This is a genomic window from Tolumonas osonensis (assembly GCF_014202415.1).
GTDB classification, from domain to species: domain Bacteria; phylum Pseudomonadota; class Gammaproteobacteria; order Enterobacterales; family Aeromonadaceae; genus Tolumonas; species Tolumonas osonensis.
The window spans coordinates 196053-220883 of the sequence record NZ_JACHGR010000006.1 but is presented as its reverse complement, the minus strand read 5'-3'; the positions used below and the strand labels follow the sequence as shown (position 1 = coordinate 220883).

Annotated in this window: 26 protein-coding genes; 6 read left to right on the top strand and 20 right to left on the bottom strand. The window is 48.5% G+C overall.

Annotated features, from left to right (window positions below):
• The first annotated feature begins 96 nt into the window (after positions 1-96).
• Positions 97-1188: an MBL fold metallo-hydrolase gene (locus HNR75_RS10090; protein ID WP_246358863.1), complete on the top strand. Its 1092-nt coding sequence runs from the start codon at positions 97-99 to the stop codon at positions 1186-1188.
• A gap of 43 nt (positions 1189-1231) precedes the next feature.
• On the opposite strand, the gene HNR75_RS10085 is transcribed toward HNR75_RS10090, so the two are convergent.
• Together HNR75_RS10085 and HNR75_RS10080 are read right to left on the bottom strand one after the other, a co-directional pair.
• The gene (locus tag HNR75_RS10085; RefSeq protein WP_188026846.1) at positions 1232-2125 is read right to left on the bottom strand and encodes a LysR substrate-binding domain-containing protein; all 894 of its coding nucleotides are present in this window, start codon (positions 2123-2125) and stop codon (positions 1232-1234) included.
• 50 nt (positions 2126-2175) lie between these two features.
• Positions 2176-3090, bottom strand: a complete 915-nt coding sequence (locus tag HNR75_RS10080) for a LysR family transcriptional regulator (protein WP_188026845.1) — start codon at positions 3088-3090, stop codon at positions 2176-2178.
• A 130-nt stretch (positions 3091-3220) separates the two neighbouring features.
• On the opposite strand from HNR75_RS10080, the gene HNR75_RS10075 reads away from it, so the two are divergent.
• Positions 3221-4057 (top strand): SDR family oxidoreductase, encoded by an 837-nt coding sequence (locus HNR75_RS10075; RefSeq protein WP_188026844.1) that lies wholly within the window; start codon positions 3221-3223, stop codon positions 4055-4057.
• 141 nt (positions 4058-4198) lie between these two features.
• On the opposite strand, the gene HNR75_RS15610 is transcribed toward HNR75_RS10075, so the two are convergent.
• Positions 4199-4363: a PfkB family carbohydrate kinase gene (locus tag HNR75_RS15610; protein ID WP_281364940.1), complete on the bottom strand. Its 165-nt coding sequence runs from the start codon at positions 4361-4363 to the stop codon at positions 4199-4201.
• Between the two features lie 47 nt (positions 4364-4410).
• On the opposite strand from HNR75_RS15610, the gene HNR75_RS10065 reads away from it, so the two are divergent.
• Entirely contained in the window at positions 4411-4602 is a 192-nt protein-coding gene (locus tag HNR75_RS10065; RefSeq protein ID WP_188026843.1) for a hypothetical protein, read from the top strand.
• 19 nt (positions 4603-4621) lie between these two features.
• Here HNR75_RS10065 and HNR75_RS10060 read toward each other — a convergent pair whose 3' ends face one another.
• The 15 genes from HNR75_RS10060 to HNR75_RS09990 form a co-directional block, all read right to left on the bottom strand.
• On the bottom strand, positions 4622-5239 hold the full coding sequence (locus HNR75_RS10060; RefSeq protein WP_188026842.1) for a tetratricopeptide repeat protein: 618 nt from the start codon (positions 5237-5239) through the stop codon (positions 4622-4624).
• Positions 5239-6045, bottom strand: a complete 807-nt coding sequence (locus tag HNR75_RS10055) for an SDR family oxidoreductase (protein WP_188026841.1) — start codon at positions 6043-6045, stop codon at positions 5239-5241. The genes HNR75_RS10060 and HNR75_RS10055 overlap by 1 nt, the downstream gene beginning before the upstream one ends.
• Positions 6042-6698 (bottom strand): iron-containing redox enzyme family protein, encoded by a 657-nt coding sequence (locus HNR75_RS10050; protein ID WP_188026840.1) that lies wholly within the window; start codon positions 6696-6698, stop codon positions 6042-6044. The genes HNR75_RS10055 and HNR75_RS10050 overlap by 4 nt, the downstream gene beginning before the upstream one ends.
• On the bottom strand, positions 6695-8134 hold the full coding sequence (locus HNR75_RS10045) for an AMP-binding protein (RefSeq protein ID WP_188026839.1): 1440 nt from the start codon (positions 8132-8134) through the stop codon (positions 6695-6697). The genes HNR75_RS10050 and HNR75_RS10045 overlap by 4 nt, the downstream gene beginning before the upstream one ends.
• Positions 8131-8772, bottom strand: a complete 642-nt coding sequence (locus HNR75_RS10040) for a thermostable hemolysin (protein WP_246358861.1) — start codon at positions 8770-8772, stop codon at positions 8131-8133. The genes HNR75_RS10045 and HNR75_RS10040 overlap by 4 nt, the downstream gene beginning before the upstream one ends.
• A gap of 176 nt (positions 8773-8948) precedes the next feature.
• On the bottom strand, positions 8949-10304 hold the full coding sequence (locus HNR75_RS10035) for a diguanylate cyclase domain-containing protein (RefSeq protein ID WP_188026837.1): 1356 nt from the start codon (positions 10302-10304) through the stop codon (positions 8949-8951).
• A gap of 113 nt (positions 10305-10417) precedes the next feature.
• On the bottom strand, positions 10418-11914 hold the full coding sequence (gene xylB, locus HNR75_RS10030) for a xylulokinase (RefSeq protein ID WP_188026836.1): 1497 nt from the start codon (positions 11912-11914) through the stop codon (positions 10418-10420).
• A 37-nt stretch (positions 11915-11951) separates the two neighbouring features.
• Positions 11952-12734 (bottom strand): DeoR/GlpR family DNA-binding transcription regulator, encoded by a 783-nt coding sequence (locus HNR75_RS10025; RefSeq protein ID WP_188026835.1) that lies wholly within the window; start codon positions 12732-12734, stop codon positions 11952-11954.
• 160 nt (positions 12735-12894) lie between these two features.
• On the bottom strand, positions 12895-13752 hold the full coding sequence (gene gatY / locus HNR75_RS10020; protein ID WP_188026834.1) for a tagatose-bisphosphate aldolase subunit GatY: 858 nt from the start codon (positions 13750-13752) through the stop codon (positions 12895-12897).
• 1 nt (position 13753) lies between these two features.
• Positions 13754-14806, bottom strand: a complete 1053-nt coding sequence (locus tag HNR75_RS10015; protein ID WP_223157856.1) for an alcohol dehydrogenase catalytic domain-containing protein — start codon at positions 14804-14806, stop codon at positions 13754-13756.
• Positions 14807-14854: 48 nt separating this feature from the next.
• A complete protein-coding gene (locus HNR75_RS10010) occupies positions 14855-16219 on the bottom strand; it encodes a galactitol-specific PTS transporter subunit IIC (RefSeq protein WP_188026833.1) in 1365 nt (454 codons plus the stop codon).
• Positions 16220-16224: 5 nt separating this feature from the next.
• On the bottom strand, positions 16225-16506 hold the full coding sequence (gene gatB, locus HNR75_RS10005) for a PTS galactitol transporter subunit IIB (RefSeq protein WP_188026832.1): 282 nt from the start codon (positions 16504-16506) through the stop codon (positions 16225-16227).
• Positions 16496-16972 (bottom strand): PTS galactitol transporter subunit IIA, encoded by a 477-nt coding sequence (gene gatA, locus HNR75_RS10000; RefSeq protein WP_188026831.1) that lies wholly within the window; start codon positions 16970-16972, stop codon positions 16496-16498. Before gatA ends, gatB begins: the two co-directional genes overlap by 11 nt.
• 2 nt (positions 16973-16974) lie before the next feature.
• Positions 16975-18240 (bottom strand): tagatose-bisphosphate aldolase subunit GatZ, encoded by a 1266-nt coding sequence (gatZ, locus tag HNR75_RS09995; RefSeq protein ID WP_188026830.1) that lies wholly within the window; start codon positions 18238-18240, stop codon positions 16975-16977.
• Positions 18241-18436: 196 nt separating this feature from the next.
• Positions 18437-19375, bottom strand: a complete 939-nt coding sequence (locus tag HNR75_RS09990; protein WP_188026829.1) for a LysR family transcriptional regulator — start codon at positions 19373-19375, stop codon at positions 18437-18439.
• 14 nt (positions 19376-19389) lie between these two features.
• Between HNR75_RS09990 and HNR75_RS09985 the strand changes: the two genes are divergently transcribed.
• The 3 genes from HNR75_RS09985 to HNR75_RS09975 all read left to right on the top strand — a co-directional run bounded on the left by HNR75_RS09985 (position 19390) and on the right by HNR75_RS09975 (position 22313).
• Positions 19390-20343 carry an SDR family NAD(P)-dependent oxidoreductase gene (locus tag HNR75_RS09985; RefSeq protein WP_223157855.1) on the top strand — a complete coding sequence of 318 codons (954 nt, stop codon included), beginning with the start codon at positions 19390-19392 and terminating at the stop codon, positions 20341-20343.
• Positions 20344-20374: 31 nt separating this feature from the next.
• A complete protein-coding gene (locus HNR75_RS09980) occupies positions 20375-21202 on the top strand; it encodes an aldo/keto reductase (RefSeq protein WP_188026828.1) in 828 nt (275 codons plus the stop codon).
• A gap of 79 nt (positions 21203-21281) precedes the next feature.
• The gene (locus tag HNR75_RS09975) at positions 21282-22313 is read left to right on the top strand and encodes a sterol desaturase family protein (protein ID WP_188026827.1); all 1032 of its coding nucleotides are present in this window, start codon (positions 21282-21284) and stop codon (positions 22311-22313) included.
• A 7-nt stretch (positions 22314-22320) separates the two neighbouring features.
• Here HNR75_RS09975 and HNR75_RS09970 read toward each other — a convergent pair whose 3' ends face one another.
• Positions 22321-23262, bottom strand: a complete 942-nt coding sequence (locus HNR75_RS09970; RefSeq protein ID WP_188026826.1) for a DMT family transporter — start codon at positions 23260-23262, stop codon at positions 22321-22323.
• Positions 23263-23330: 68 nt separating this feature from the next.
• Positions 23331-24800, bottom strand: coding sequence for a multicopper oxidase family protein (locus tag HNR75_RS09965; RefSeq protein ID WP_188026825.1), 1470 nt, complete (start codon positions 24798-24800; stop codon positions 23331-23333).
• Between the last annotated feature and the right edge of the window lie 31 nt (positions 24801-24831).

Here is a 24831-nt window from a genome sequence, read left to right as displayed (position 1 = left end):
CTAAATTTACTCTTTTACAAGACGTTTTATCTCATCATGTCAGATCCCCGCATTCCAATCGCAATCAGTAAATCAGCTAACAGGACCCGGAACAAAATGTTCATCGTATTACTGACAACGCTGTTCATGCTTATTCCTGCGGCTTATCTTTATACAAGACAGCCCCAGTTCGGTCAGGTGCCTGATGAGGCAGAATTCCGGAACCGGAAACTGACCTCCCCGTTTGCCGATGGTGAATTCAGCAACCAGGTGTATACCCCGACTCTGACCGGGGAACAGAACCGTTTTGTCGCGCTGGCTCAGTTTCTGTTCGGTAAAGATGAAAACGCGATCCCGGCGATAGCGTTACCATCGAAGAAGACCGACCTGCATGCGCTGGATAAAGCGCAGAATGTCGTGGTCTGGATGGGACATTCCTCTTACTTCCTGCAAGTGAATGGAAAACGTTTTCTGGTTGATCCGGTTTTCAGTGATAACGCCTCCCCGGTTCCGGCCACCAACCGGACGTTCAAAGGCAGTAACATTTACACCACGGGTGATATCCCGGAGATTGATTATCTTCTGATTACGCACGATCACTGGGATCATCTCGATTATCCGACCGTCACCGGCCTCAAGTCGAAAATCAGACAGATCATTACGCCGCTGGGCGTGGGTAACTATTTTGAGCAGTGGGGGTTTAACAAAGCCATCATTCACGAGGGCGACTGGAACAGCGTTATCCAGCCGGAAAAAGATATCAGTATCCATATCCTGCCGACCCGGCATTTCTCCGGGCGTTTACTGGCAAAAAACAAAACGCTCTGGGGTTCTTTTGCGATTATTACTCCCGGTCATAATATTTATGTTGGTGGCGATAGTGGTTATGGCCCCCACTTCAAGGCGATTGGTGAACGGTTTGGCCATTTTGATCTGGCCATTCTGGAATGCGGACAATACAACGAAAACTGGCGCTTCATCCATATGATGCCCGAAGAGACGGCTCAGGCGGCGGAAGATCTGAATGCCCGCGCCATGCTGCCTTCACATAACAGTAAATTCAAACTGGCACATCACCCGTGGAATGACCCGCTCAACCGGGTCTCAAAAGCCAGTCAGGGGAAATCCTACCGTCTGCTGACGCCGATGATCGGCGAATTAGTGGAACAGGATAATCCGGCCCAGCGGTTTAGTCAGTGGTGGCAATAAGCCGCCACTCCACGGAAAATGCCGATGCCGTTGCGGCGCAACCTCACCGGTTGTACCGCAGCGCGTCTATCAGCAACGCAAACGCCTTCTTATGCTGTCTGCGACTCGGGTAATAAATATGAAACCCGTCAAAAACCGGACACCATGATTCCAACACCCGGACCAGCTCGCCCCGTTCAACATACTCCTGAACCAGATCATCTGGCAGATAGGCCAGACCCAAACCGGCCAGTGCCGCTCTGAGTGACTGCAAAGACGTATTAAAGGTTAACTGGCCTTCTACTTTGACATTGATTTCCCGGTCATCTTTTTTGAACTCCCAGGCATAGGCACCACGCGCCGCAGACGGTTTGATGTTGATACATTTATGCTGGCGTAAATCTTCCGGGATCTCGGGAACGGCCGCCTGCTTAAAATATTCCGGTGAAGCGACCACGGCCATTTTCATTTCCGGCGAAATTTTTACCGCAATCATATCCTTGGCGATTTGCTCGCCTAAACGAATACCGGCGTCATAGCGTTCGCTGACAATATCCGTAAAACTGTTTTCAATAATCACTTCGACATGAATATCCGGATATTGCGGCAGAAATTTTTCCAGCACAGGCCACAACACATAATGTGCGGCATATTCCGGAGAGGAAATTCTGATTTTTCCGGATGGCCCGTTTTGTTCGTCATTCAGTACGACTAATTCTTCTTCGATTTCTTCCAGGCGGGGCGCTAACGTCTGCACCAGTCGCTCTCCAGCTTCGGTCAGCGCAACACTACGCGTTGTCCGGTTCAGCAACCGCAAATTGAGCCGCTCTTCCAATGCCTTGATGGTGTGACTGAGTGCAGACTGGGAAATACCGAGTTTGGCCGCAGCCTTGGTGAAACTCCGCTCCTGCGCAACCACCAGGAACGATAACAGATCATTTATATTTTCTTTCAGCACCGCAGTCACCGGACATTAATTTTGAATAATATACGATTGTTTATCCGGTATTAACATAAGAAGCTGTCTCTATCCCAATGAGAATTCTCACCAAAACGAGCTACCAGAAAATCAATCATCGTGCGCACGGCTTGCGACATCTGTTTGCGTGATGCATAAACGGCATAGATACCCATATCCGCCATTTTATACTCCGGTAACACAGGAACTAATTTCCCCTGTTTAATCAAGCTACTGGCAGCAAAGGTAGGCAGCATCGTGATCCCGCATCCGGTTACTGCTGCCTGCTGCAATACTAACGCTTCATTCGCACTGAAATTACCTTGTACCGGCACGGAAACAGGTAGTCCGTCATGTTCAAATTGCCATAGACTCTGGCCGAAATACGCATAGGTTAAACAGTTGTGCTGGGTTAAATCTTGCGCGGAAGCGGGTGTGCCTCGTTTATGTAAGTAATCAGGCGAAGCGCATAAAACAGAACGACACATGCCAATTTTGCGGGCAATTAAATTGGGATCAAGATTGTTGGTAATACGAATCGCCAAATCGATTCGTTCTTCAATCAGATTAACGGTGCGATCCACCACTTGCAAATCAATGCTCGTCGCCGGATATTGCGCAAGATAAGCCACAACAGCATCCGTCATGTGAGGATGCGCAAATACCGCACTGGTGGTGATCCGTAATTGTCCCCGAGGCTCCCCTTCCCGCTCAGCAACTGTGGCTTCCATATTTTCAGCCAATTTCAGCATTTCGCGACAAAGCGGCAGCATCTGCGTACCCGCTGTTGTGAGAGTAAGTTTACGGGTAGTACGGTGCAATAACCGGGCTCCTGCCCATTCCTCCATGTACGCAACATAACGCGATGCCATCGCCCGCGACATATCCAGATGCTCTGCTGCGGCAGACACGCTGCCACGCTCTACGGTTTCAAGAAACACCTTAATGGCAGTGAACTTATCCATATATGCTTAATTTATGCAACAAACTGTCAACTATATACTTCTATTTGCTCATTTCAATATCCAATAGACTTCATCCCATCAGGTTAATTCTCAAAATAGTTAATCACTTATTAAATAAACGGAGTTCATCATGACAAATAAAATTCTGGTTCTGGGCGCAACCGGCAATATTGGCAAACCATTGATCGAAGCATTAGTAGCAAAAGGGGAAAAAGTAAAAGCCGCTTCCCGTACTGGCAAGGCCGTTGCTGGTGCCGAAAGTGTAGTCTTTGATTTCACCGACCTGTCGACGATTGATAAGGCATTTGAGGGGGTGAATCGTGTTTATGTCATGGTGCCAACCGGTTATATCGATGTGGTTTCTTTAGTCACCCCCGTGTTAGATGTCGCCATTAAAAAAGGCGTAAAAATTGTGCTGCAATCGGTACTGGGTGTCGATGCTGATGACAGTATTCCCTACCGCCAGCTGGAGTTAAAAGTTGAACGTTCTGGTGTACCGTTTGTGATCCTGCGTCCTAACTGGTTCTCTGACAATTTCCATACCTTCTGGCTGGCAGGAATCAAGCAAGGCGTTATCGCCGTGCCTGCTGCGCAAGGTCAATCCAGCTTTATTGATGTGCGTGATATTGCTGAATCTGCCGCTGCAGCATTAACAACCGCAAAGTTTGATGGCAATGCATTCAATCTGACCGGCCCGGAAGCATTGAGTTATGCGGATGCGGCTGAACAATTGTCCAGAGCCTCTGGCCACGCTATTCAATATCAGGCCATTGATGATGAAACTTTCGTGGGTATTCTGACGAGTGTTGGCGTACCAAAAGATTACGCCAGTTTCCTGGCGTCGATCTTCTATCCCGTCCGTGAAGGCTGGACTGCATTAACCACCGATGCGGTTGAAACATTGACGGGGCACGCACCACGCACTCTGCAAACGTATATTGAGGACCATATCGCGTTGTTCAAATAAGCTGGAATAACGGACCAAGAAGCCATCTCATTTGCAGATGGCTTTTTAATTGTCCCGTTCTTTTTTGGCCTGATACATTAATTAAAACTATCAAATATAATTTAATAAATGTTTTATTCAGATATTACTTAATAAACATTATTAATGTGACTTGCGGGATACGTGTATTGCCGCAGCCTTATTTGCCCTAGAAACAGATTCTTCGAGTGAGCATCCATTTATCATAGACGCACAAAACATACCCATGAAGCAGTCGCCTGCACCATGCGTACTCACGAGTTCAACTTTTTCTGCTTGAGATGCCATTCACGTATTTAATCTGGACTGCTAACGTTTGACGCCAGGCTAAATGAATGACTATCGCCAAAAGAGATTCAGACGAGGAGTTTTGGGGTTGTGTGGCGGTCGGACAAAGCAGGACAAGGCACGGCGATCCGGAAGCCGCCCGTGCTGTTGATGTCGGAGAAGTGAGTAAGCAGTGTCTGGTGAGCGAGTGGAGATTCAAAAAAGCCCTGAAATCAGGGCTTTTAGTTAAAGATTTATAATCTATCGTTTAACTGCTGATTACAATTCAGACAACCTGTCCTGAATTTCCTGTTTCCGGCCTTTATCCGCAAGCTCACGGCCGATACGTTCCGGGGCATTAAGGGCTTTTGTCAGGTAAATTTTTGCTTCTTTTTTACGGCCTTGTTCCAGCAAGAAATCGCCGTAAAAGAAATTAGGATCAATACCGTCAGGATTAATTGCCAGCGCCTGTTTTAATAACTGCTCGGCTTGTTTGTTGTCACCAAAACCGATCGGCCATCCCGGAACCTGATAATAAAGTGTACCGAGACTGGTATAAGCCGAACCATTTAACGATTTGGGATCCCGGGCCAAAGCCTGTTCAAGTTCACCTTTAGCTTCTTTCACCAAAGAGAGTGCGTCTAAGCCACCTTTAGCGCCAGCCCAGCTACTTTTTACGATGGCAGACCAGATCAGTAAATCGACACGTGATTTATTCTGCAGACTCTGCTGGCTTGCCTCTTTACTCAATGTTTCCAGACAACCTTCTTTTGCGTCTTTTTCTACCTGATACTGGCAAACACTCCACTGGTCCTGTATCCGAATCAGTGCATCAGCCGCATGGACTTGTGGTGCTGCAACACTCACTAATCCCATTAAAAATAAGTATTTTTTCATCAGTGAGTTCCTTTTTGAAAGCCAACACGGGCAAATTTAGCAATAACAGGCAATTGTTTGATAATGGCGTTATCAACCAGTTGCGGTATGAGCCCATTGATGCGGACAAACAAGCCTTCCGGCCAGCCCAGCCAACGACGTTTTATCTCTTTTTGCAAAGCCGTCACGACTTCACGGGCAACTGACTCGGCGGTGTCGCTTTTAGTGCCCAGTTCTTTGTTCATTTCATTAACGGCATCGGAATTGATCGAGGTTTGCGTCGCCCGGGGAGCAAAGTAGAGCACTTTAATTCCGCTACCGGCTAATTCTCTGTTCAGCGCCTCGCTAAAACCGCGGATAGCAAACTTGGTCGCACAGTAAACGCTGTAACCCGGATAACCAATACTGCCCAGACTTGAGCCTATATTCATGATCAGGGCCGGTTTGTTTAAATGCGGCAACATGGCTTTGGTCAGTAAAACCGGAGCCTGAACGTTCACATATAACTGGCGCTCAATCTGGGTTTCTGTCTGATCTTCCAGCCAGGCGAATTCATTTGTGCCCGCATTGTTAATCAGTACATCGATCCCTGCATTCAGCGCCGGATGTTGCAGCAACGCGGCCCGGTCCGCTGTCTGAGTAAGATCAGCGACGATGATTTGATGACGCTCCGGATAAGGTAATGATCCCTTCAGTTGTTCAAGCTGGCTTTCATTACGACCATGCAGCACCAGAAAAGCATTTTGCTCTGCCAACGCATGAGAGAGCGCTTTTCCGATGCCACCACTGGCGCCGGTTATCAATATTTTTGCATTTTCCAGTTTCATGCGAGATGCCCTGTTATTTCACGTAACATGTTGCCATAGAGCCGGTAGACGACTTTTGCGGAATGGATGATCGCTTGCTGATCTTCCGGTTTTTCCACTTTATTCATCAATGACTCAAAAAAGCGCAGATGTTCCTGATCAAGTGCACCATGAGAGCTGAGATAACTCATTGCATTGGACGGTAAGCTAAGACCCTTTTTCAGTTGTTCGGCGACGTTGAGTGCAATAGCGACGCTGGTCCCCTCCAGCACCTGCACCATGCCAAAAAATCCCATGGGATTTAAGCGGGTTATCTGGTCATAAAGAAATGCTACCATCAGTTCAATTGATAATCCCGGCTGACCTGTTCTGACAGATTCCGCATCGCTACCACATGCCCGGATATCGTTTAATATCCATTCCTGATGACCATATTCTTCAGCAATGTATTCTGCAATTGCGCCACGTACCCACTCATAATCCTGAGGTAACTTTCCTCCGGTTGCCATCAGTAACGGAACGGTATGACGCACGTGGTAATAGGCCTGTTTCAGGAAAGCAATGTACATTTCCTTGTTGATATCGCCGGTGCGGCAAGCTTCGATGATCGGTGCACTTAATAAATAATCGCGTTCACGCGCGGTGCTATCCTGAAGTTGCTGGTAAAAGGTCATATTGGATCTCCTGCGAAAATCTGAGCAATCTGTGTCTGATATATATCCAGAATCTTTTGCCGTTTCGGCCGGCCATTACTGGTTATTAAACCGGACGCAGCGGTCAGTTCGGCTTCGATATAATGATGAATCCGTGCATAGTCTGGTAAATGGGTATTGAGATGAGCTATATGCGCGGGCAGCTGTTTTTCCTGTCCGGGTGTTGTTTGTACGATGGCAATGTTGGCTGGTAAGGCATCTCCGAATACGACGATGCGAGTTATTGACGGGTAAATCTGCGCCTCTGCTTCTATCCATTCCGGCGAAAAATTGCGTCCAAAAGCCGTGATCTGCACATTTTTCCTGCGGCCGGTTATATGCAAAAAGCCCTGCTCGTCTATATGGCCTAAATCACCGGTGGCTATCTGCTCATGAGAGGATGAGTCGCCGAGATAGCCGAGCATAGGCGCACCATTAACCAAGACTTCACCATCGTCACTGATGACAGCATGACAATGACGAAGCGGTAATCCCACTGCGCCGGGGAGATCATGATCAGGCGAATTTAATGCCACTACAGATCCACATTCCGAAAGGCCATAACCTTCATAAACAGGTAAGCCCGACTGACGTGCTTTATGAATTAAATCCGCCGCGACTTTCCCGCCACCCACGGCAACAAAACGCAGGCTGGATGCCAGTGAACTGTCAGCACTGCACATAGCAACCAGCATTCTGAGTAATTCGGGTACCAGCACCAGACTATGCGGCTGCCATCTCTTTAGTGCCTGAGCGAAAACCGGCGGTGAAAACTGGCTGGAACCGGTCAGCCCTACCTCGGTCAGAGAAGGAATACAACTGCTGGCTCCGGTCAGTAAAGGCACATACAGTCCGGTTATATTCTCCAGCAACGTAGATAACGGTAGTAAAGTGAGATGCTGTCTGATATCAGCAGACCGGATGCGTTCTGTGATTGACTGACAGACATTCATCAGATGACTGAAACTCAGACAAACCCCTTTGGGGTGCCCGGTTGTCCCTGAGGTATAGGTGATTTTTGCTGTACCTTCAGGAATGGAAGGCACTGCTTCCGGCTGGCAGCGTTGCAATGGTAAAGAGGCCAATTGTGATGATACCCAGCCTGCTTTTGACGGACCAGCCAGCGCATCAGCTCCGCTCGTTTCCAATAGCCAGTTTTGTTGTTCCTCACTGAAAAACAAGGGAACAGGAATCACGACGATACCGGAGAACATACAGGCGAGATCAACTAATGCCCAGTCAATACCGTTATCTGTTTGCAGCGCCAGGCGGGATATTTTCAGCGCTTTCAGTTGATCAGATAATTGATGAATTTCATGCTCAAGCACGGCATAAGTGAGCGTCCGGTGGCTATCATATAATGCCGGACGATGTGGATCTTCGGCGGCAATCTGACTGATTTGCTCAAACAGGTTCATGCCGATGTCCTCACTGTTTCAGAAAACAAAGAAGGCACAGCACCAAACAAGGAAAATAACAGACTGTTTTCACACAGAGTCTGATAACCAGCGTTCACATCACCAATCATGACCAGTGGATGATTACGGTAATATTCCCCCCAGGCATTGGCATCCTCCCCCAGTCGTTCAGGTAAAGCCGGAGACAGTTCCACCGGATTAATATGCAGACGCTGAAAGATATTGCGGATCTTGTTCGTGCCGGTAAACGCCACATAGTCCAGATGACTCTTTCTGAGTAACAGGCACAGTGCTGCAAACATGATCCGCGAGGCACCCGCTTCAACCGCGGCAAAATTACCAATTTCGATTATTTGAGACCGATCCATATCGATGCCGTGCTGGTTCGCCACTACTTGCTCAATTGGCGCATCCAGGTAGTGCTCTAAATAAAGATTGTTCAGATGTGCCGGATTTAATCCGCAAGCGCTGACTAACTGACCGTCAGCCCGGTAAAGTCCAAGCAATACAGGCAAAAAATGAGGTATCGTCGCATTAAATTCGTGGAGATATTGGTCCTGTATAAATTGTTGCAAGTGTGAATATTGGTGACTGCTTTTAGCCAACGATAACTGGTAAGGCGCATTGACAGGCTTCATAACTGCTCCGGCTAACATCTAACGTCTGATTGAATGCTAGACCTGAACTATTAATTGAATCTTAAAAAGCTAATAAAGATATATTTAATATACATATTGATGATACTGGTCACGATTCCCTTTCAGAAATACCAACCAGAAATGAGCACCATTTCATGCAACATGACGGAACGCGGTTAGGGTTTTGACGTTAAGGACAATGCCATTTGTTCTTTTTTGGCCTGATACATTGCGCAATCAGCATAATGAATCAGTTCACTTTCGTTCTCGCCATGTTCCGGATAAATGGCACAGCCAATACTGGGAAGGATCTGCAATTGAGCCTTATCCAGCTCATACGGGTGAGATAATGCGGCTCTGATTTTGTTTTTGATGACGTCAACATCGCTCGCGTGCTTGATATGATTGGCCAGAATGACAAATTCATCGCCGCCGATGCGCCCGACCGTATCCGATTCACGTACACACAGAGTCAGGCGGCGTGATACCTCAGACAACAACTGATCCCCTGTTGCATGACCAAATGTGTCATTGACCTGCTTGAATTTATCCAGATCCAGATAGAACACCGCCAGCATTTTTTGTTCTCTGCGGGCGATGATTAACGCGTTTTGCAGGCGATCCAGAAAAAGTATCCGGTTTGGAAGATGTGTCAACTGATCGAATTGCGCCATATATTCCAACCGGGTGAGCATTCGCTTGCGTTCAATAGCAGCAGCTACCTGGATGGATACAAACTGGAGCAATTCCCGATCCTGTTCCGTAAAACGCATGTTGTTATCAGAGCTCATCACGAGCAACGCCCCCATCATTCCATTCGATGATTTGATAGGTGCGATCAGCCAGTTTGATGTCTTAGGTCCAGTATCAAAGACTAATGACGGTAAAATTGCAGCGATAGTTTCAGGTGTTAATAGCAAGGACCGCCCGGTATGAATAACCTGCTTTACGATAATCTCGAGCACCCGGGTTGATAGCGATAAATCGCTGTCTGGATGCGCGCAATAAGGAAAGCTTAACTCGTTTTTTTCTGCATCATAAAGGCCGACCATAAAATCAGTCGCCAGCAGCAGTTCGTCCACAACTTCGTGAATACGCTGAAATAAGGAATTCAGATTACCGGGTGAATTGGCAGCTTCTGAGATGGCATAAACGGCGGCCTGCATTGATTCGGCGCGTTTCCGTTCGGTGACATCACGGGCAACAGCCACCCTCACCTGTTCCGATTCAGACCAGCGGGCAGACCACATGATATGAACTATTTTGCCATCTTTCCGCACATAACGATTTTCAAAATGCGGCTTATGTTCACCATTAAGAATTTCAGTCACGGCATTCAGGGTTCTTTCCCGATCACCCGGATATACAAAATCAATCATGGGCTTGCCAATCATTTCATCCGGTTTATAGCCAAAAATCCTTTCACTGGCGGCACTGACAAACAGGAAATAGCCGTCACGATCAACGACACATACCGCATCCAGCAATAAGTCGGTGAAATTGTAGGGTGGGACATGAGGAGTTGCTTTCATAGCATGACATCGCACCTTATGCGTCACTGAAACTCGTGATTTCCTGCTGTCGCTAATTAAAGCAACCGGTGATGATTTAGCCAAGCATGTTTTTGTATTTTGGAGGATAAGCGTCATTTTGACAGTTCATGATTGCCAAAATGATTGTTCACCAAATACATATATTCCTGGAACAGTTGCCGGTAGACCTGTTGGTGGGCGGGCACGGAAACGGTATGGCGCTCAGGATTAAACCGGATCGAATCGTCGCATAAATCCTGTATTCCGTAATATTGGCCGGAACTGCATAAGTAACACCATTGCGCCTGTAATGCGGCCCCCAGTGCGGCAGCTTCGGTTTCTTGCGGTACCCTGATTTCCAGACCGGTGATATCGGCCATCATTTGTCGCCAGCAAGGACTGTTTGCCCCGCCGCCAACCAGGGTCGCCGACTGGAAACGCATTCCGTTTTTTCTGAATAGCCGGATGCCCGATACCAGATTGTAGGTAATGCCTTCCACCAGCGCTCGCAGGATATTTTCTCTGCTCATGTTCATCATGCTTAATCCATGAATGGAGGCTTTTGCATGCGGCTGATTGGGCAAACGAGCACCATTCAGATAAGGCAGAACACGGATCCCTGCTGAACCTATCGGTGCTGAACTGATGGCGCCTTCGAACGTTGCCAGATCGATCTGAAATAAAGCACGGAACTTTTCTGTCGCACTGGTAACGTTCATGGTACTGATCAGAGGGAGATAGCCATTGGTCGATGAACAGAACGCATTGATATCCGGGTATTTTTCGGTATCAATCTGATTGAAGGTATGACTGTAGGCAGTCCCGGAAGTCCCCAGGCTGATGGTTAACTTGTTTTCCGAGGTATTACCTGTTCCGATAGCGGCCATCATGTTATCACCCCCGCCGCTGGAGATGATGACCTGACGGTTAAAACCAAACAGATCCGCAATTTCCGGTCTGATGACGCCGTAGGGTTCGTGGGATTGAATCAACTCCGGCAGAACAAAGTCATGATGAAAGTTCAGCTGATAAAGAACCGACTGGCTCCATCTCCGGGTATGCGTATTGAAATAGCCCGTCCCGGAAGCATCCCCGGCTTCAGCCCGGTAGTTTCCGGTGAACCAGAAATTGATATATTCGTGCGGGAGCAATACTTTTCTGATGCGGGCAAACTCGTGGGGTTCTGTCTGTTTCAGCCAGAGTAGTTTGGCAATCGTGAAAGCGACCGGCACATGAATGCCGAGTTCCTTGTGCAAAGGATAAACCTGTTTCGATTCAAACTTCTCAAGGGCCTGTGTCCCTTCGGTGTCACACCATAACTTAACATCCCGGATAACCTGATCATGCGGGTCCAGGGCAACCAGGCCATGCTGCTGGCCGGATACGCCTATCGCTTTGACCACTTTGGGATTGATATTTGCCGCGGAGATGGCTTCCCTGACGGCCTTGATGAGCGCGTCAATCCACCAGTCCGCCTTTTGTTCCTGACAGCCGGGCCGATACATCAGAACCGGGTATTTTGCCGCCCCCGTTCCGATGATTTTTTTTGTATGGCTATTCCAGACAATGGCTTTTGTACTTTGCGTACCGCAATCAATACCAATAAACACAATGAATAACCAAAGAAACAGACCGTTAAACCAAATTTTAGACGAGAATGACGCTTAACCCTGCTTTTTGCAGCGCGACACGGGCGTTGTCATCAAGGCCATCATCTGTGATCAGGCAGTCGATCTGATCAATCCGCAGCACCTGATTAAAACCGCTGCGGCCATATTTGGTGGAGTCGACCACTGCGATCACTTTTTTCGCTGCTTTCGCCATCACGGCACTAATTGCGTAACCTTCATTGAAGGTGGTGATCCCGTTCACCGGATCAATGCCATCCGCGCCGACAAACAGGAAATCAGCGGTTACGCCAGTTAAAGCGGCCTCAGCAATAGCGCCGTGCAGCGAGCGGGTTTTATGACGCAGCGTGCCACCGCACAAAACCAGGGTGATATCCTTGTTGGCAGACAGGACATCTGCCGCCGGAAGACTATTGGTGATCACGGTGATATTGCCGGTTTTCACCAGTTCTTCGGCGATAAGCAGCGTGGTGCTACCGCTATCCAGAATGACGGACGCCCCCGGAAATACCAGTGAACTGGCCTGCTTCGCGATTCTTGATTTGGGTGTCTGCGCTAATGAATACCGATCTTCCAGCACTGTTTCTGTATCCGGTTTGCTTTCAGCCCGGAAGGTCAGCATCGACGTCAGATTGGCGCCACCGTGAAAACGAATCAGAAAGCCCTGCTCTTCCAGAATGCGGAGATCCGTCCGGATGGTGACTTCCGAGATCTGAAACTGTTCTGCCAGCTCGGTAACCTGTACGGTTCCTTTCTCATTCAGCTGTTCTAAAATTCGTTGTCTGCGTTCGTTAGCGTTCATAGCGACAATCACCTGTTATTTTCATTTTTCCAGTTTATTCGAAATCAAATGAAAGGCAAAAGTAAATATCCGGAAAATACGGGTTTGAGAGTTATCTCACTTTCTGAAAAAAAACACCGGTTTCCCGGTGTTAAAGCCCCCATGGGCGGACACACTTTTATCAGAGACTCTTGCCTGCGCTTCCACAAACGTTGATTTTACTCAGCACAATCTCCCGCATCGCCTGTTTGGCCACTGCCATGTAATCGCGCGGGTCATTCCCTTCCGGATGGACTTCAAAGTAATGTTTCAGCGCACCGGCAAAACCTATTTTCAGTTCGGTCGCCACGTTCACTTTGGCAATGCCCATGGAAATGCACTTTCTGATGTCTTCGTCAGGAATACCGGAAGCCCCATGCAGCACCAGCGGAATAGATACTTTCGCCGCAATTTTTTCCAGGATCGGATAGGCCAGTTTCGGTACCGATTTATACATACCATGCGCCGTACCAATGGCCACCGCCAGTGAATCAATCCCGGTGCGACTGACAAATTCGACCGCCGCATCCGGGTCGGTCAGACAGGCAGAAGCGGCATCAATGATCAGATCGTCTTCCTGACCACCGAGCATCCCCAGTTCCGCTTCCAGGCTAGCCCCCATCTCATGACATAACTGAGCAACCTTGAGCGTGTTGGCAACGTTCTCTTCAAACGGGAAGTGCGAACCGTCATACATGACAGAACGGATACCTGCATTGAGCTTGGCAGCAATATCCGGAATGTCCTGATGATGATCCAGATGAAGGATGGCCCGCATATTACGGCTGGCGCACGCCGACTCCATCATGCTCACCAGCTCACTGACCCCGGTATGCTTGTAGGTACCGGGAGTGCCGGCAATGATCACCGGTGACTGCATCTCTTTGGCGGTATCCAGAACCACCTGCAATGTTTCAAGGTTATGAATATTAAACGCCGGAACCGCAAACCCTTCTTTACGGGCACGTTCGAGTAAATATTTACTGTTCATTAAAGGCATTTTATTTCTCCTCAAAACTCAGCAGAATTTTTCCGTTCATCGGTTTGCCATTCAGCGAACTGACTTCTTCCGAATAAGAGTGAACGTTTCCGCAATGTTGAATAAGTGGTTCAATTTCAATCTGACCTTTGCCAAAGAATTCAGCCGCCAGATCCCATTCTTTGCCAGGATAAGGCGCGGAATAATTCATCCAGCTGCCTTTGATTTCCAATTCTTTGCGCAGGATCTGGCCAAATTCGCCATAAGTTAATGACAGGTCTTTATGCAGCGTGCCAATCAGTGAGATTTGCGCACGTGGGCCGGCAATTTTAATTGCCAGTTTTACCGTTTGCGGGACACCTGCAGTCTCCAGAATTAACTGACCAAAACGATATTCGTTCAAGACGTTAAAAATTTCTTCCGGGCTCATTTCACCAGAGTTGATAACAATATTGGCCCCTAACTCTTTTGCCAATTTCAAACGTTCATTATTTAAATCAATCGCAATGACATTTCTGGCACCCATTGCTTTTGCAGCTTGCAGCGCCAATAAACCGATTGTACCCACACCCAGAATAATAACATTTTTATCCTGGCAACCACCGCACAACAACATGCCATGCAGACTAACAGTAATTGGCTCGAAAAAGGCACCCTGCTTTAAATTAACATATTCAGGCAGTTTATATACGGTTGACTCAGGTATTGCGACATATTCTGCATTACCCCCCTGACGACGTGAACCAATAAATGTGTAGTTTTTGCAGAGTGAATAAAGACCTTGCTGACATTCAGGGCAGTCAAAACATGGCTTTAATGGTACACAGCAAACTTTATCCCCTGCTTTATATTTCGCAACATTACTGCCAACCGATTCAACAACCCCGCTGAATTCATGACCTAAAACAATCGGATAAAAATGAGCGCCTTCTTCAAAGACACGTGGAATATCTGAACCACATAATCCGGAATAATTTACTTTTACCAGAACATTATTTATTTCATCTAATGATGGTTTTTCAATATCGCCGACAGTTAATGTGCTGTCTTTATTGACTAATACAGCTTTCATCATAAATCTCCAACCAGAAGTACCGGAGGGATAACCCCCCCGGTTTATCAATTAGGCAGCAGAGCTAGCAGCCTGTAGTGCTTGTTCTTTTTCGTATTTTTTGGCACGCATGTAGGTCAGCAGAACGCCCAGTCCATAGATGGAACCAATCACAATCAGGCCCATCACGTTCTTGAAGGTCAGCAACTCAATCAGCAGATAGGTGATTGGTGAGCCGCCCTGGTCCATTGATGCAACTTGTCCACCGGCTTTCAGGGTTCCTGCATTCTGAGCCAGAATGGTGTGGAAACCGATGGTTTGGGTCGCAATCCACAGGGTGATAGACATAATGATCACGCCTGAAATGATGGTTCTGAAAAGGTTACCGTTATGCACCGCAACTGCCATCGCAACGAAGAAACCTACCGTCGCCAGGTCACCGAATGGCAGTACCTGGTTACCCGGCACTAAAATCGCAACCAGAATTGTCAGCGGGATGAACAGCAGGCTTGCTGATATAACCGAGTTGTGACCCAGTAATAACGCAGGATCCAGACCGATCAGGAAACCTTCACCACCGAATTTAGCCTGTAAGCGTTTACGGGCGTGTTTAGCGATTGGTGTTAAACCGTCCATGATTGGTTTGATTACGCGTGGCATCAGTAACATGACTGCCGCAGTTTTCACCGCTAATTGAGCCACTGCTTTCGGGTCATAACCAGCCAACAGACCAATCACGATACCCATCACGAAACCCACTGTCACAGGCTCACCGAACGGTCCGAATTTCTTCTGAATATCATCCGCACTGAAGTGGATTTTGTTCAGACCCGGAATTTTTTCGATGATGGTGTCCACCAGCACAGCAATCGGGCCAAGGTAGGCAGATGAGCCGTGCGGAATGGCAATGCCGTCCAGATCAAAGAAGTTTTTGGTATCTTTCGAGAACCAGTCACCCAGTTTGTAAACAAACGCCGCGTGAACAACCACCCCACCAATACCGATCCAGTAGTTACCAGTTGCAATGTGCAGCAAGGCTCCAGTAAACGTCATATGCCAGATGTTCCAGATATCAACGTTTACAACACGGGTCATGCGGGTAACCAGCATGAAAATGTTCACTGCGATCGCAATCGGGATAGAAATCAGTGCCGTCTGTGATGCCCAGGTCATTGGGGATGAACCAGGCCAGCCCACATCAACCACATTCAGGTTAATGTGGAAGGTTTCCGTCATCGCTTTCGCTGCCGGGCCGATGGAATCGAGCATCAGCCCGATGACCAACCCGATACCGACGAAACCGATCCCGATATGAAGACCTGATTTGAACGCATCCCCAACCTTCATGCCTAATAAGGTTGAGAAAATCATGATCACGATTGGCAACATAACCGTTGGACCGAGATCAAGAATATATTTCATAATTTCTGCAAACATGGCTATCACCCCAAAATAGTCAGGATTTTCTGTTTCAGCGCATCAATTCCAACACCAGATACGAATGGCATGCCATGTACCAATGGAATTTCACCAAAAGTGCGATCTACTTTTGCAGTCGTGCAAATTAAATCCACACCATCCAGATAAGTTTCAATTTCATTTACACGACATTGAACCACTTCCAATTCAATATTGTTTTCTTTACATAAGTCCTTTATTTCCTCTGCTGCCAGAGTTGATGTTGCAACAGCGCCACCACAAGCTACGATTACTTTACGCTTCATGGCAAACTCCTTCCTGATTGAATATTTTATTTTTAAAGGTGGAAACCAGAGTCTCTTCATCTTCCGCATTTAATAATGCATAGAAGAAGTCCGAATCCTGGATATTTGTAAACAGGTTTCTTAATAAAACCAGTTGGTCTTTTGGATCAGTCACAATTAATGCAATGATTAGTTGTGCATTTACTTTTCCTGTATCATCTGCCTGATCAAATGGCACCGGCGCATTTGGTCTAATCAGATAAATGGCAGGACTAATTGCATTATCCGCAGAGCAATGAGGAATAGCGATGCTATAACCTTCAAGTGCAATACCAGTTGGATAATCTTTTTCTCTATCCAGCAGTGCCTGAGGATAGGTATTCTTTACCACGCCGGCATTTAACATCGCGGCGCCGATATGTTTCAATGCATCGAAATGATCTTCAAAGAAGATATTATCGCGGACAAATAACTGCATATTCTTCATGATTAATATCCACCACAACCAAATGCGTAAGCACGTAATACATCCTGGATTTTATCGAGAATAATATTTTTTGCCGACAGTGTTAATTCTCCTTCAACCACTCGTTGATATTGCATCGGGAAATACTGACTCAGCATACCCAGCGGAATATCTTTTTCATTCAGGTTCACAATCAGTTTTTCTACCGCTTTATTAATACGCTCATGCGGCCAGTAATAGCGGATACGGTCAGACAAGCTGAAGTGAATATCGATCAGCGCCTTGGAATGAACCGGGTTGTAGTATTTTTTCCAGTAGCCAGGCTCATCCTGCATCACTGCGTCGATCACCTGCACAACTTGTGACTGCGCTTCGGCGGGGACCAGTTCTTTTTCAATCAATGACAGACCGAAAATGGCTTCACGCAGTGCGAAGGTCAGCGCCGGGCCCACTTTCAGAATCGCAAAGTGATCTTCAACCAGCTGTTTGAACGCGGCAGGCGTTTGATAGTCGGTTGAGTGCGCTTCATACACCAGTGGCGTACCTTCAATGAATTTTGAAAGTTGCTGCGCTTCTTCACGTTGGTAATGAATGATGTTGGAATGGTCAAATTCCACCCCCGGCTGAACCACAATCGCGATGATGCGGTCAATCGCGTCGGTCAGACCGTATTTTTTAAATGACTCATAATGGCTGGTGATGGTTCTTTCCGCATCCGGTACGGTTGTCACATGAACCGTGTTAATTGCATGCGCTTCACCACCCGGTACCGGCACTTCAGTACCGACTACATAAGAGATTTTCTCTTTTTGTTCTGCGGTCGCTGCATTTTCCGCGGCCTGACACAGAATAGCTGCGCGTTCGGCTACCACCAGCGGATCCAGCGGAACCGGGTCATCACCGCAGGACATAGAGGCATCCAGGTGAATTTTGGTGAAGCCCGCCTTCACGTATTCAGCCACCAGAATCTTTGATTTTTCCATGGCTTCCTGAGCAGGTTCACTCTGCCAGCAGTTCGGGCCTAAATGGTCGCCGCCCAGAATGATGCGTTCTTTCGGGAAGCCGACTTTCTCTGCGATCCCGTAGACAAAATCACGGAAATCGACTGGTTTCATGCCGGTGTAACCACCGAACTGATTCACCTGGTTGGATGTCGCTTCGATCAACACTTTGCGGTTGGTGTTCAGATCAAACGTCAGACCCGCTTCAATAACCAAGGGATGAGCAGAACAGATAGAACAAATCCCGACGTTACTGCCTGATTTGTGGGATTGGATTAGACTTTTCATTTTCACTCCATTCGAAACGTTTTGTCTTTTGGTTGCGAAAATAATTGACCATTCGATATCGAAAGCAAAATGAAAACATTTGAAAGTGTGATGGAGGGCGAAATTTTATCAGAAAATGTCTTTTTGCCCGTTCAAATCAATAAACGGGCCGTTAAAGCGGCTTTAGTGGCATGACCTAAGCTAACAGGCAAATCAATCAATTACCGGATTCTTTCGAGTTCGAAAGCTCATTCCGAATCACATCAATCAGTTCATGCAAGCCGGGCGGAATGCTCCGGTGCCCCGGATAATACAGATACATGGGCGGTTCGGTCGGTGCCCAGTCCGGTAACACCCGCCGTAGCTCTCCGATCTGAAGATACGGCATTGCCCGGGCTTCGAGACAATAACCGATCCCTACCCCGGCACGGGCAAAATCAAGCACCAGATTGGTGTCATTCACACAGACCTGGCCCGGAACATCAATGACCCGGTGATCACCGTCTTTTTCAAAATCCCAGCGATAAATGATCCCCTGCCCTGTCCGCATTTGTATACAGTTATGATGCATAAGATCTTCCGGAATCACAGGGGCGGTTCTCCGGTATAAATAGCCGGGTGAAGCAACCGCCACCCATTTCAGGGGAGAACTGATTTTGACAGCGACCAGATCAGCCGGAATGGTTCCCCCGAAACGGATGCCGGCATCAAAACCTGCGGCAACGATATCCACCATTTTGTCTTCTACCGCTACTTCGACGGACATGTCCGGATATTTTTTCAGATAAACCGGCAAGTACTTTGCCAGAACCAAATGAGCGCCATCATGGAGTACATTCAGACGCAGGCGTCCAGCCGGGCTTTCCCTGTGGCGATTGACCTCTGCCAACGCGTCGCCGATTTCTGAAAATCCAATCTCCAATCGCTTTGCCAGACTGCTGCCGGCTTCGGTGGGCGATACCGTCCGGCTGGTCCGGTTTAACAGCCTGACGCCAAGACGGGATTCAAGATTCCGGATGGAATGACTGAGTGCGGATGTTGTCACACCCAGTTCCTTTGCTGCCTGAGTGAAGTTGCACAGACGGTGAACGACGAGGAAAGAATTCAGATCCGCCAAATCCGCACGGGAGATTTTAGAAACAGGACGCTGCGCCATAAGCCCTCTGATTGTTGAATAAAACTAAACGAAACATGCTTATCCCCTCAATTATAAGCCCGCTATTTCTCGGTATCATTAGAATAATTCAACAATTGCAGACATCTTTAGGAAAATTTATGCACTCAGCCATCAGAAAAGATGCTGTCGCCGTGATCACCGGTGCCGCCGTCGGAATTGGCTATGCCCTTGCAGAGCGAATGGCACAGGAGAACATGAAACTGGTGCTCTCAGATAAAAATGCGTCTGCGTTAATGGATGCCATTCATCGGTTACGCTCCAAATTTCCGGAATTGACTATCCACCCTGTTGCAGGGGATGTCACATCAGAAACCGTGCTGGATCAACTGCATCAAGTGGCCGTGTCAACCGGTGAAATCGGTATTCTCATAAACAATGCGGCAATCCTTTCCAGAGCAGGTCCATGGGAAAATCTGGCGCAATGGCGCTCACTCATGGAAGTCAATTTCTGGGCTCTTTTGATGTTGCAAACGCGATTTATCAAAACGTTACAGCAACAACCAAGTCACAGTGCCATCGTGAATCTGGGTTCTAAAGAAGGGATCACGACACCACCCGGCAATGCAGCTTATGCTGTATCAAAAGCGGCGGTACGGGTGCTGACCGAACAACTGGCACATGAATTACGGGTAACAGTTGCTGACAAGATCACGGCTCATCTGTTGATTCCGGGGTATACCTTTACACCAATGAATTTTCCCGGAATCGCCTTTGACTCACTCAAACCCGCAGCCCCCTGGAGTGCAACCCAGGTTGCAGAGCGATTAGTCCAGGGAATTAATGCCGGTGACTTTTATATCTTTTGTGAAGACAACGAAGTCACCCGAGAATTAGATCAGCGCCGAATGCAATGGTCTGCTGACGATTTAATCCATAATCGTCCGGCTTTATCCCGCTGGCATCCGGATTGGAAACCAAAGTTTGCAGAATTCATCAAGGGTGCTTGATGAACCCACAATGACAAGCAAGGATAAAACAATGACTACCACCGCGCCTTTTATCTCGTTAAACGACGGAAACCAGATTCCTCAACTCGGATTGGGTGTCTGGCAAGCCAGTCCGGAACAAACAACAATGGCGGTACGCGAAGCGCTGCTGGCCGGTTACCGACATATTGATACTGCTGCGATCTACGGGAATGAAGCTGGCGTCGGTGCTGGTTTCCGGGAAAGCGCTCTGCCGCGAGAAGCGGTCTTCATTACCACCAAAGTATGGAATGATGCGCAGGGCAAGATGCTCACCCGTCAGGCATTGCAGCAGAGTCTGGAGCGACTCGGCCTGGATTATGTCGATTTACTGTTGATCCACTGGCCGGTGCCACACCGTGATCTGTTTGTTGAAACCTGGCAAACCATGGTCGAACTGCGTAAGGAAGGTCTGATCCGTTCAATTGGCGTTTCAAATTTCACCGAATCGAACCTTCAGTGCCTGATTGATGAAACGGGTGTGGTTCCTGTTTTAAACCAAATTGAACTCCACCCCTATCTGCAGCAATCGCACTTAAGACAAGTGCACTCAAAACTCGGCATGCTGACTGAATCCTGGAGTCCGTTGGCCCAGAATCAGGCAATCAGTGATCAAACCATTGCCCGGATTGCGGCAAAGCACGGTAAAACACCTGCTCAGGTTATCATCCGCTGGCATCTGGATAATGGCCTGATCGTGATTCCAAAGTCCGTCACGCCGGGCCGGATTAAAGAAAACGTCAATGTGTTCAATTTTGCGCTGGATGCCGAGGATATGACCACAATGTCAACGCTGAATCGCAATCAGCGACTGGGGCCTGATCCAGAGACATTTGGTTAACGGCTGGCATTGTACTGATAATTATTATCGTTTAAAATTCAGACATGCATGTGCCCACTGATGAAGTTACCGCCAAAGTATGTCGCCAGATTTGACCAATGCCCTCACCCACTATGTCTGGAATCCGGTCTGGAATACGTTTTGCGGACTTTTTGACTGGAACGGCCGTCTGGGTTTGCCGTTTCTTGTGGTGTCTTTGTCTGTGGCTTACTTTGTCTACCGCTGGCAACGGCAACGAGGTTACAGCCAGGCGGATCATTTCCCGGGCTTTCTGGGCGGCCGGAAAGTCTGGCTGCATCGCTCTGCACTGAACGATTACGTCTATTATTTTATCCGTCCCCTGCTGCATCTCTTGTTTATTGTACCGGTGATGGCGCTGCTGGATCCCCAGCTACTCAAAAGTGGCGATGTCACCCAGTTCCTTTCTCAGGTCTGGGGCGCGCGTCCCCGCCTCGGTGAAAATATGGCATTGATGCTGCTGTATGGCTTCGGCGCGTTTCTGGTCAGTGATTTTGCGCATTACTGGTTACACCGGGCGTTCCATTGCCGCTGGCTCTGGGAGTTCCACAAAGTCCATCACAGTGCGGTAGTGATGGTTCCGGCGACCGCGAGCCGTATTCATTTTTTTGAAAAGCTCAGTGAAATGGTGCTGAAAGGTGTTTGTCTGGCCCTGTTCGGCGGCACTTTTTTCTGGCTATGTGGTGGGAAAGTCAGTGCATACACGCTGTTTGGTGTCAGCTACCTGACCTTCATTTTTAATGCGCTTGCGGCCAATCTTCGTCATAGCCATATCTGGCTTTCCTTCGGTCCGAAGATCGAACATATCATTAACAGCCCGGCGCAGCACCAGATCCATCACAGCCGTGATCCGCGTCATTTCAACCGGAATTTCGGGACCAATCTGTCACTCTGGGACTGGATGTTCGGCACGTTATACGTGACCACGCCGCAGCCCGAGCATCTGGAGTTCGGTGTTGCGCCTCAGGATAACGAGCGTTACCTGAAGCTGCACAATCTGATCGTGCGTCCGTTCTGGGTCACTGCCCTCAAGCTCTGGCGCCTGGTGCGACCAGTAGGTACAACCACTCAGCCGCAGCAGCTAAAAGAATAACCGGGTATCAACGGCTGGCTGTTTTTCTGCCCCGGGCCCCGGCAAAAATGATCCCCAGGAAAATGGAGGCGGCACCGATGAAGTGATAATGACGCAGCACTTCACCCAGGAATGCGACCGACAGTATGGTGCCGAAAACTGGCATTAAGTGGATAAACAACCCGGCTCTGACAGGCCCGACCCGGGCTACCCCGATGTTATACAGCAGATAGGCAACCACCGACGGGAATATGCCCACATAGGCCAAGGCCAGAACGGCATTTGATGTCCACACAAAGCCCGCACTGCCAGACTGCTCCCACAGATAAAACGGAAACAGGGCGATCAGCGCCAGCACGATCTGCATACCCATCAAGCCGATCCGGTTTATTTCAGCCGGCAATCCCCGCAGCCACAAGGTGTATAACGCCCAGCACACCATGGCAGAAAAGACGATCAGATCACCCCGTGAGAATGTCAGCGACAGCAACCGTTGCCACTCCCCGTGCAGAATGATCGTCAGAACACCCGCAAAGGAAAAAATCAGACCGGCGAGCTGTATCCGGGCCAGCCGCTGGGCATAGAACATCACCCCAAAGAGCACAATGAGGATCGGAATAGTCGAGTTCAGCAAAATGCCGTTGGTCACGGTTGTAGTATGCAGTCCGGTATAAACCAGCGAGTTGAACGCCGCGACACCGGCCAGCGAGACGCCCAGTACCCGCCAGCGGTGCTGCCAGTATAAAGCCAGATCCCGCCACATTGGCTTCCAGGCAAACGGCAGGATACAGACCAGAGCAATGAGCCAGCGTCCGAAGGATAATATCATCGGCGCAATATCATTCCTCACTGCGCGTCCTACCACAAAATTACCGGCCCAGAATAACGGCGGTAATGTCAGTATCAGCAAGCCGGGCCAATCAATTTTTGCCAGGAATCGGGTCTTTTCCGTAGACGATGAGGTGTTCATATCAATCCTTTACTGCAACGGAAAATTATCTCAACCTGAATATCCTTGAAAATCAAGGATAGTTTTACTTATTTGACTTGCTGAATGGCCATCATCCCCAGCATTTCATGTTCCAGAATATGGCAGTGCAGCATCCTTAACCCCGGAAAATCCTGCCGGATTTTTATGCGGACCGTTTCCCCGCGCCGCACATTCACCGTGTCTTTCCACGCCCGGTACGGCGCCGGTGTCCGGACGCCATTTCGTTCTGTTTCCACGACCTGGAATTGTGTGCCATGGACATGGAACGGATGATCCATATCCGCGTTATTGATGATCTCCCACAGTTCCGTTTCGTGCAGACGACTGATGAAATCAATGCGGTGCATATCGAAGGATTTACCATTGATGAGAAACAGCATCATATGCCGGCCATTCGCCATGCTCATGGCTTCGCTAAAGACCATTTTCTTCATGGCTTTGGCTTCACCCAGATCATCGATTTTCCTTAATACCTCCGGTATCGCGATAGATGGACCTGCGAGCAAATTAACTGCAGCGATATCAATACGTTTTTCAGCCGCGACATGCCCCATTTTGCCCCGGTTATAGGGTTCTGCGAACAGACTGACCTTGCCTTCCTGCCCCGCGGCATCCACGATAATTTCAATGCGTTCCGCCGGGCTCAGCAACAGCGTTTGCAGGTCACGAACTGGCTTTTCCAGTAATCCGCCATCGGTGCCCACCAGCGTGAATTTACGTCCGCCAAGCGACAGATTGAGATACCGGGCGCTGGTCGCATTCCAGATCCGCCAGCGCTCTGTCCCTTTGACCTCGACCACCGGATGATACTGACCATTCACCAGCACAAACTGGCCTTCGCGGCCGTTCATCCAGTCGTTCATGTCATTTCCCGCAATCGCGCCATCCGGGGTTAACTTGAGATCCGAAATCATCAGATTGCGTTCAGGAATATCTTTCAGCGGATCATTTTTTGCCCGGACAATAAACGGCGCCGCCAATCCCCGGAAAACCTGCTCTGCGGTATATTCATGCGGATGCGGGTGATACCAATACGTGCCGGCACTGCCTTCCGGAAGCGTAAACCGGTATATCAGTTCTTTACCGGGCAAGACAGGATCCATAGGGTTACCATCCTGTTCCGGCGGGATAGGCAGACCATGCCAGTGAATGGTCGTCGGCTGCGGTAATTTATTAATGAGCCGGATCTCAACCGTATCGCCTTCCTGTACCTCAATCAGCGGGCCGGGAACACGCCCGTTATATGCCCAGACCGTGGTCTTTTTACCGGTGACAAATTCGGTTTCGGCAGGTGCCGCAGTTACATCCGCCTTAAAGAGATTGGGTTGCTGACTCTGGTTCGCTAATTTGGCTACTTCCTGTAAAGCCGCGCCATGAGGCAGCACCGGTGCCTTGATTTCCTCCGCACGCATCATTGGCATCATCATGCCGTGCATTGATTCTTGCGCAGAGAGAAACGAACTCCAGAAGGTTGAACCCGCTCCCAGGAGCAGGATCCCAAGATAACGAGATAACATACATTCACCTTATTTGTTTATCGGCGGCTGA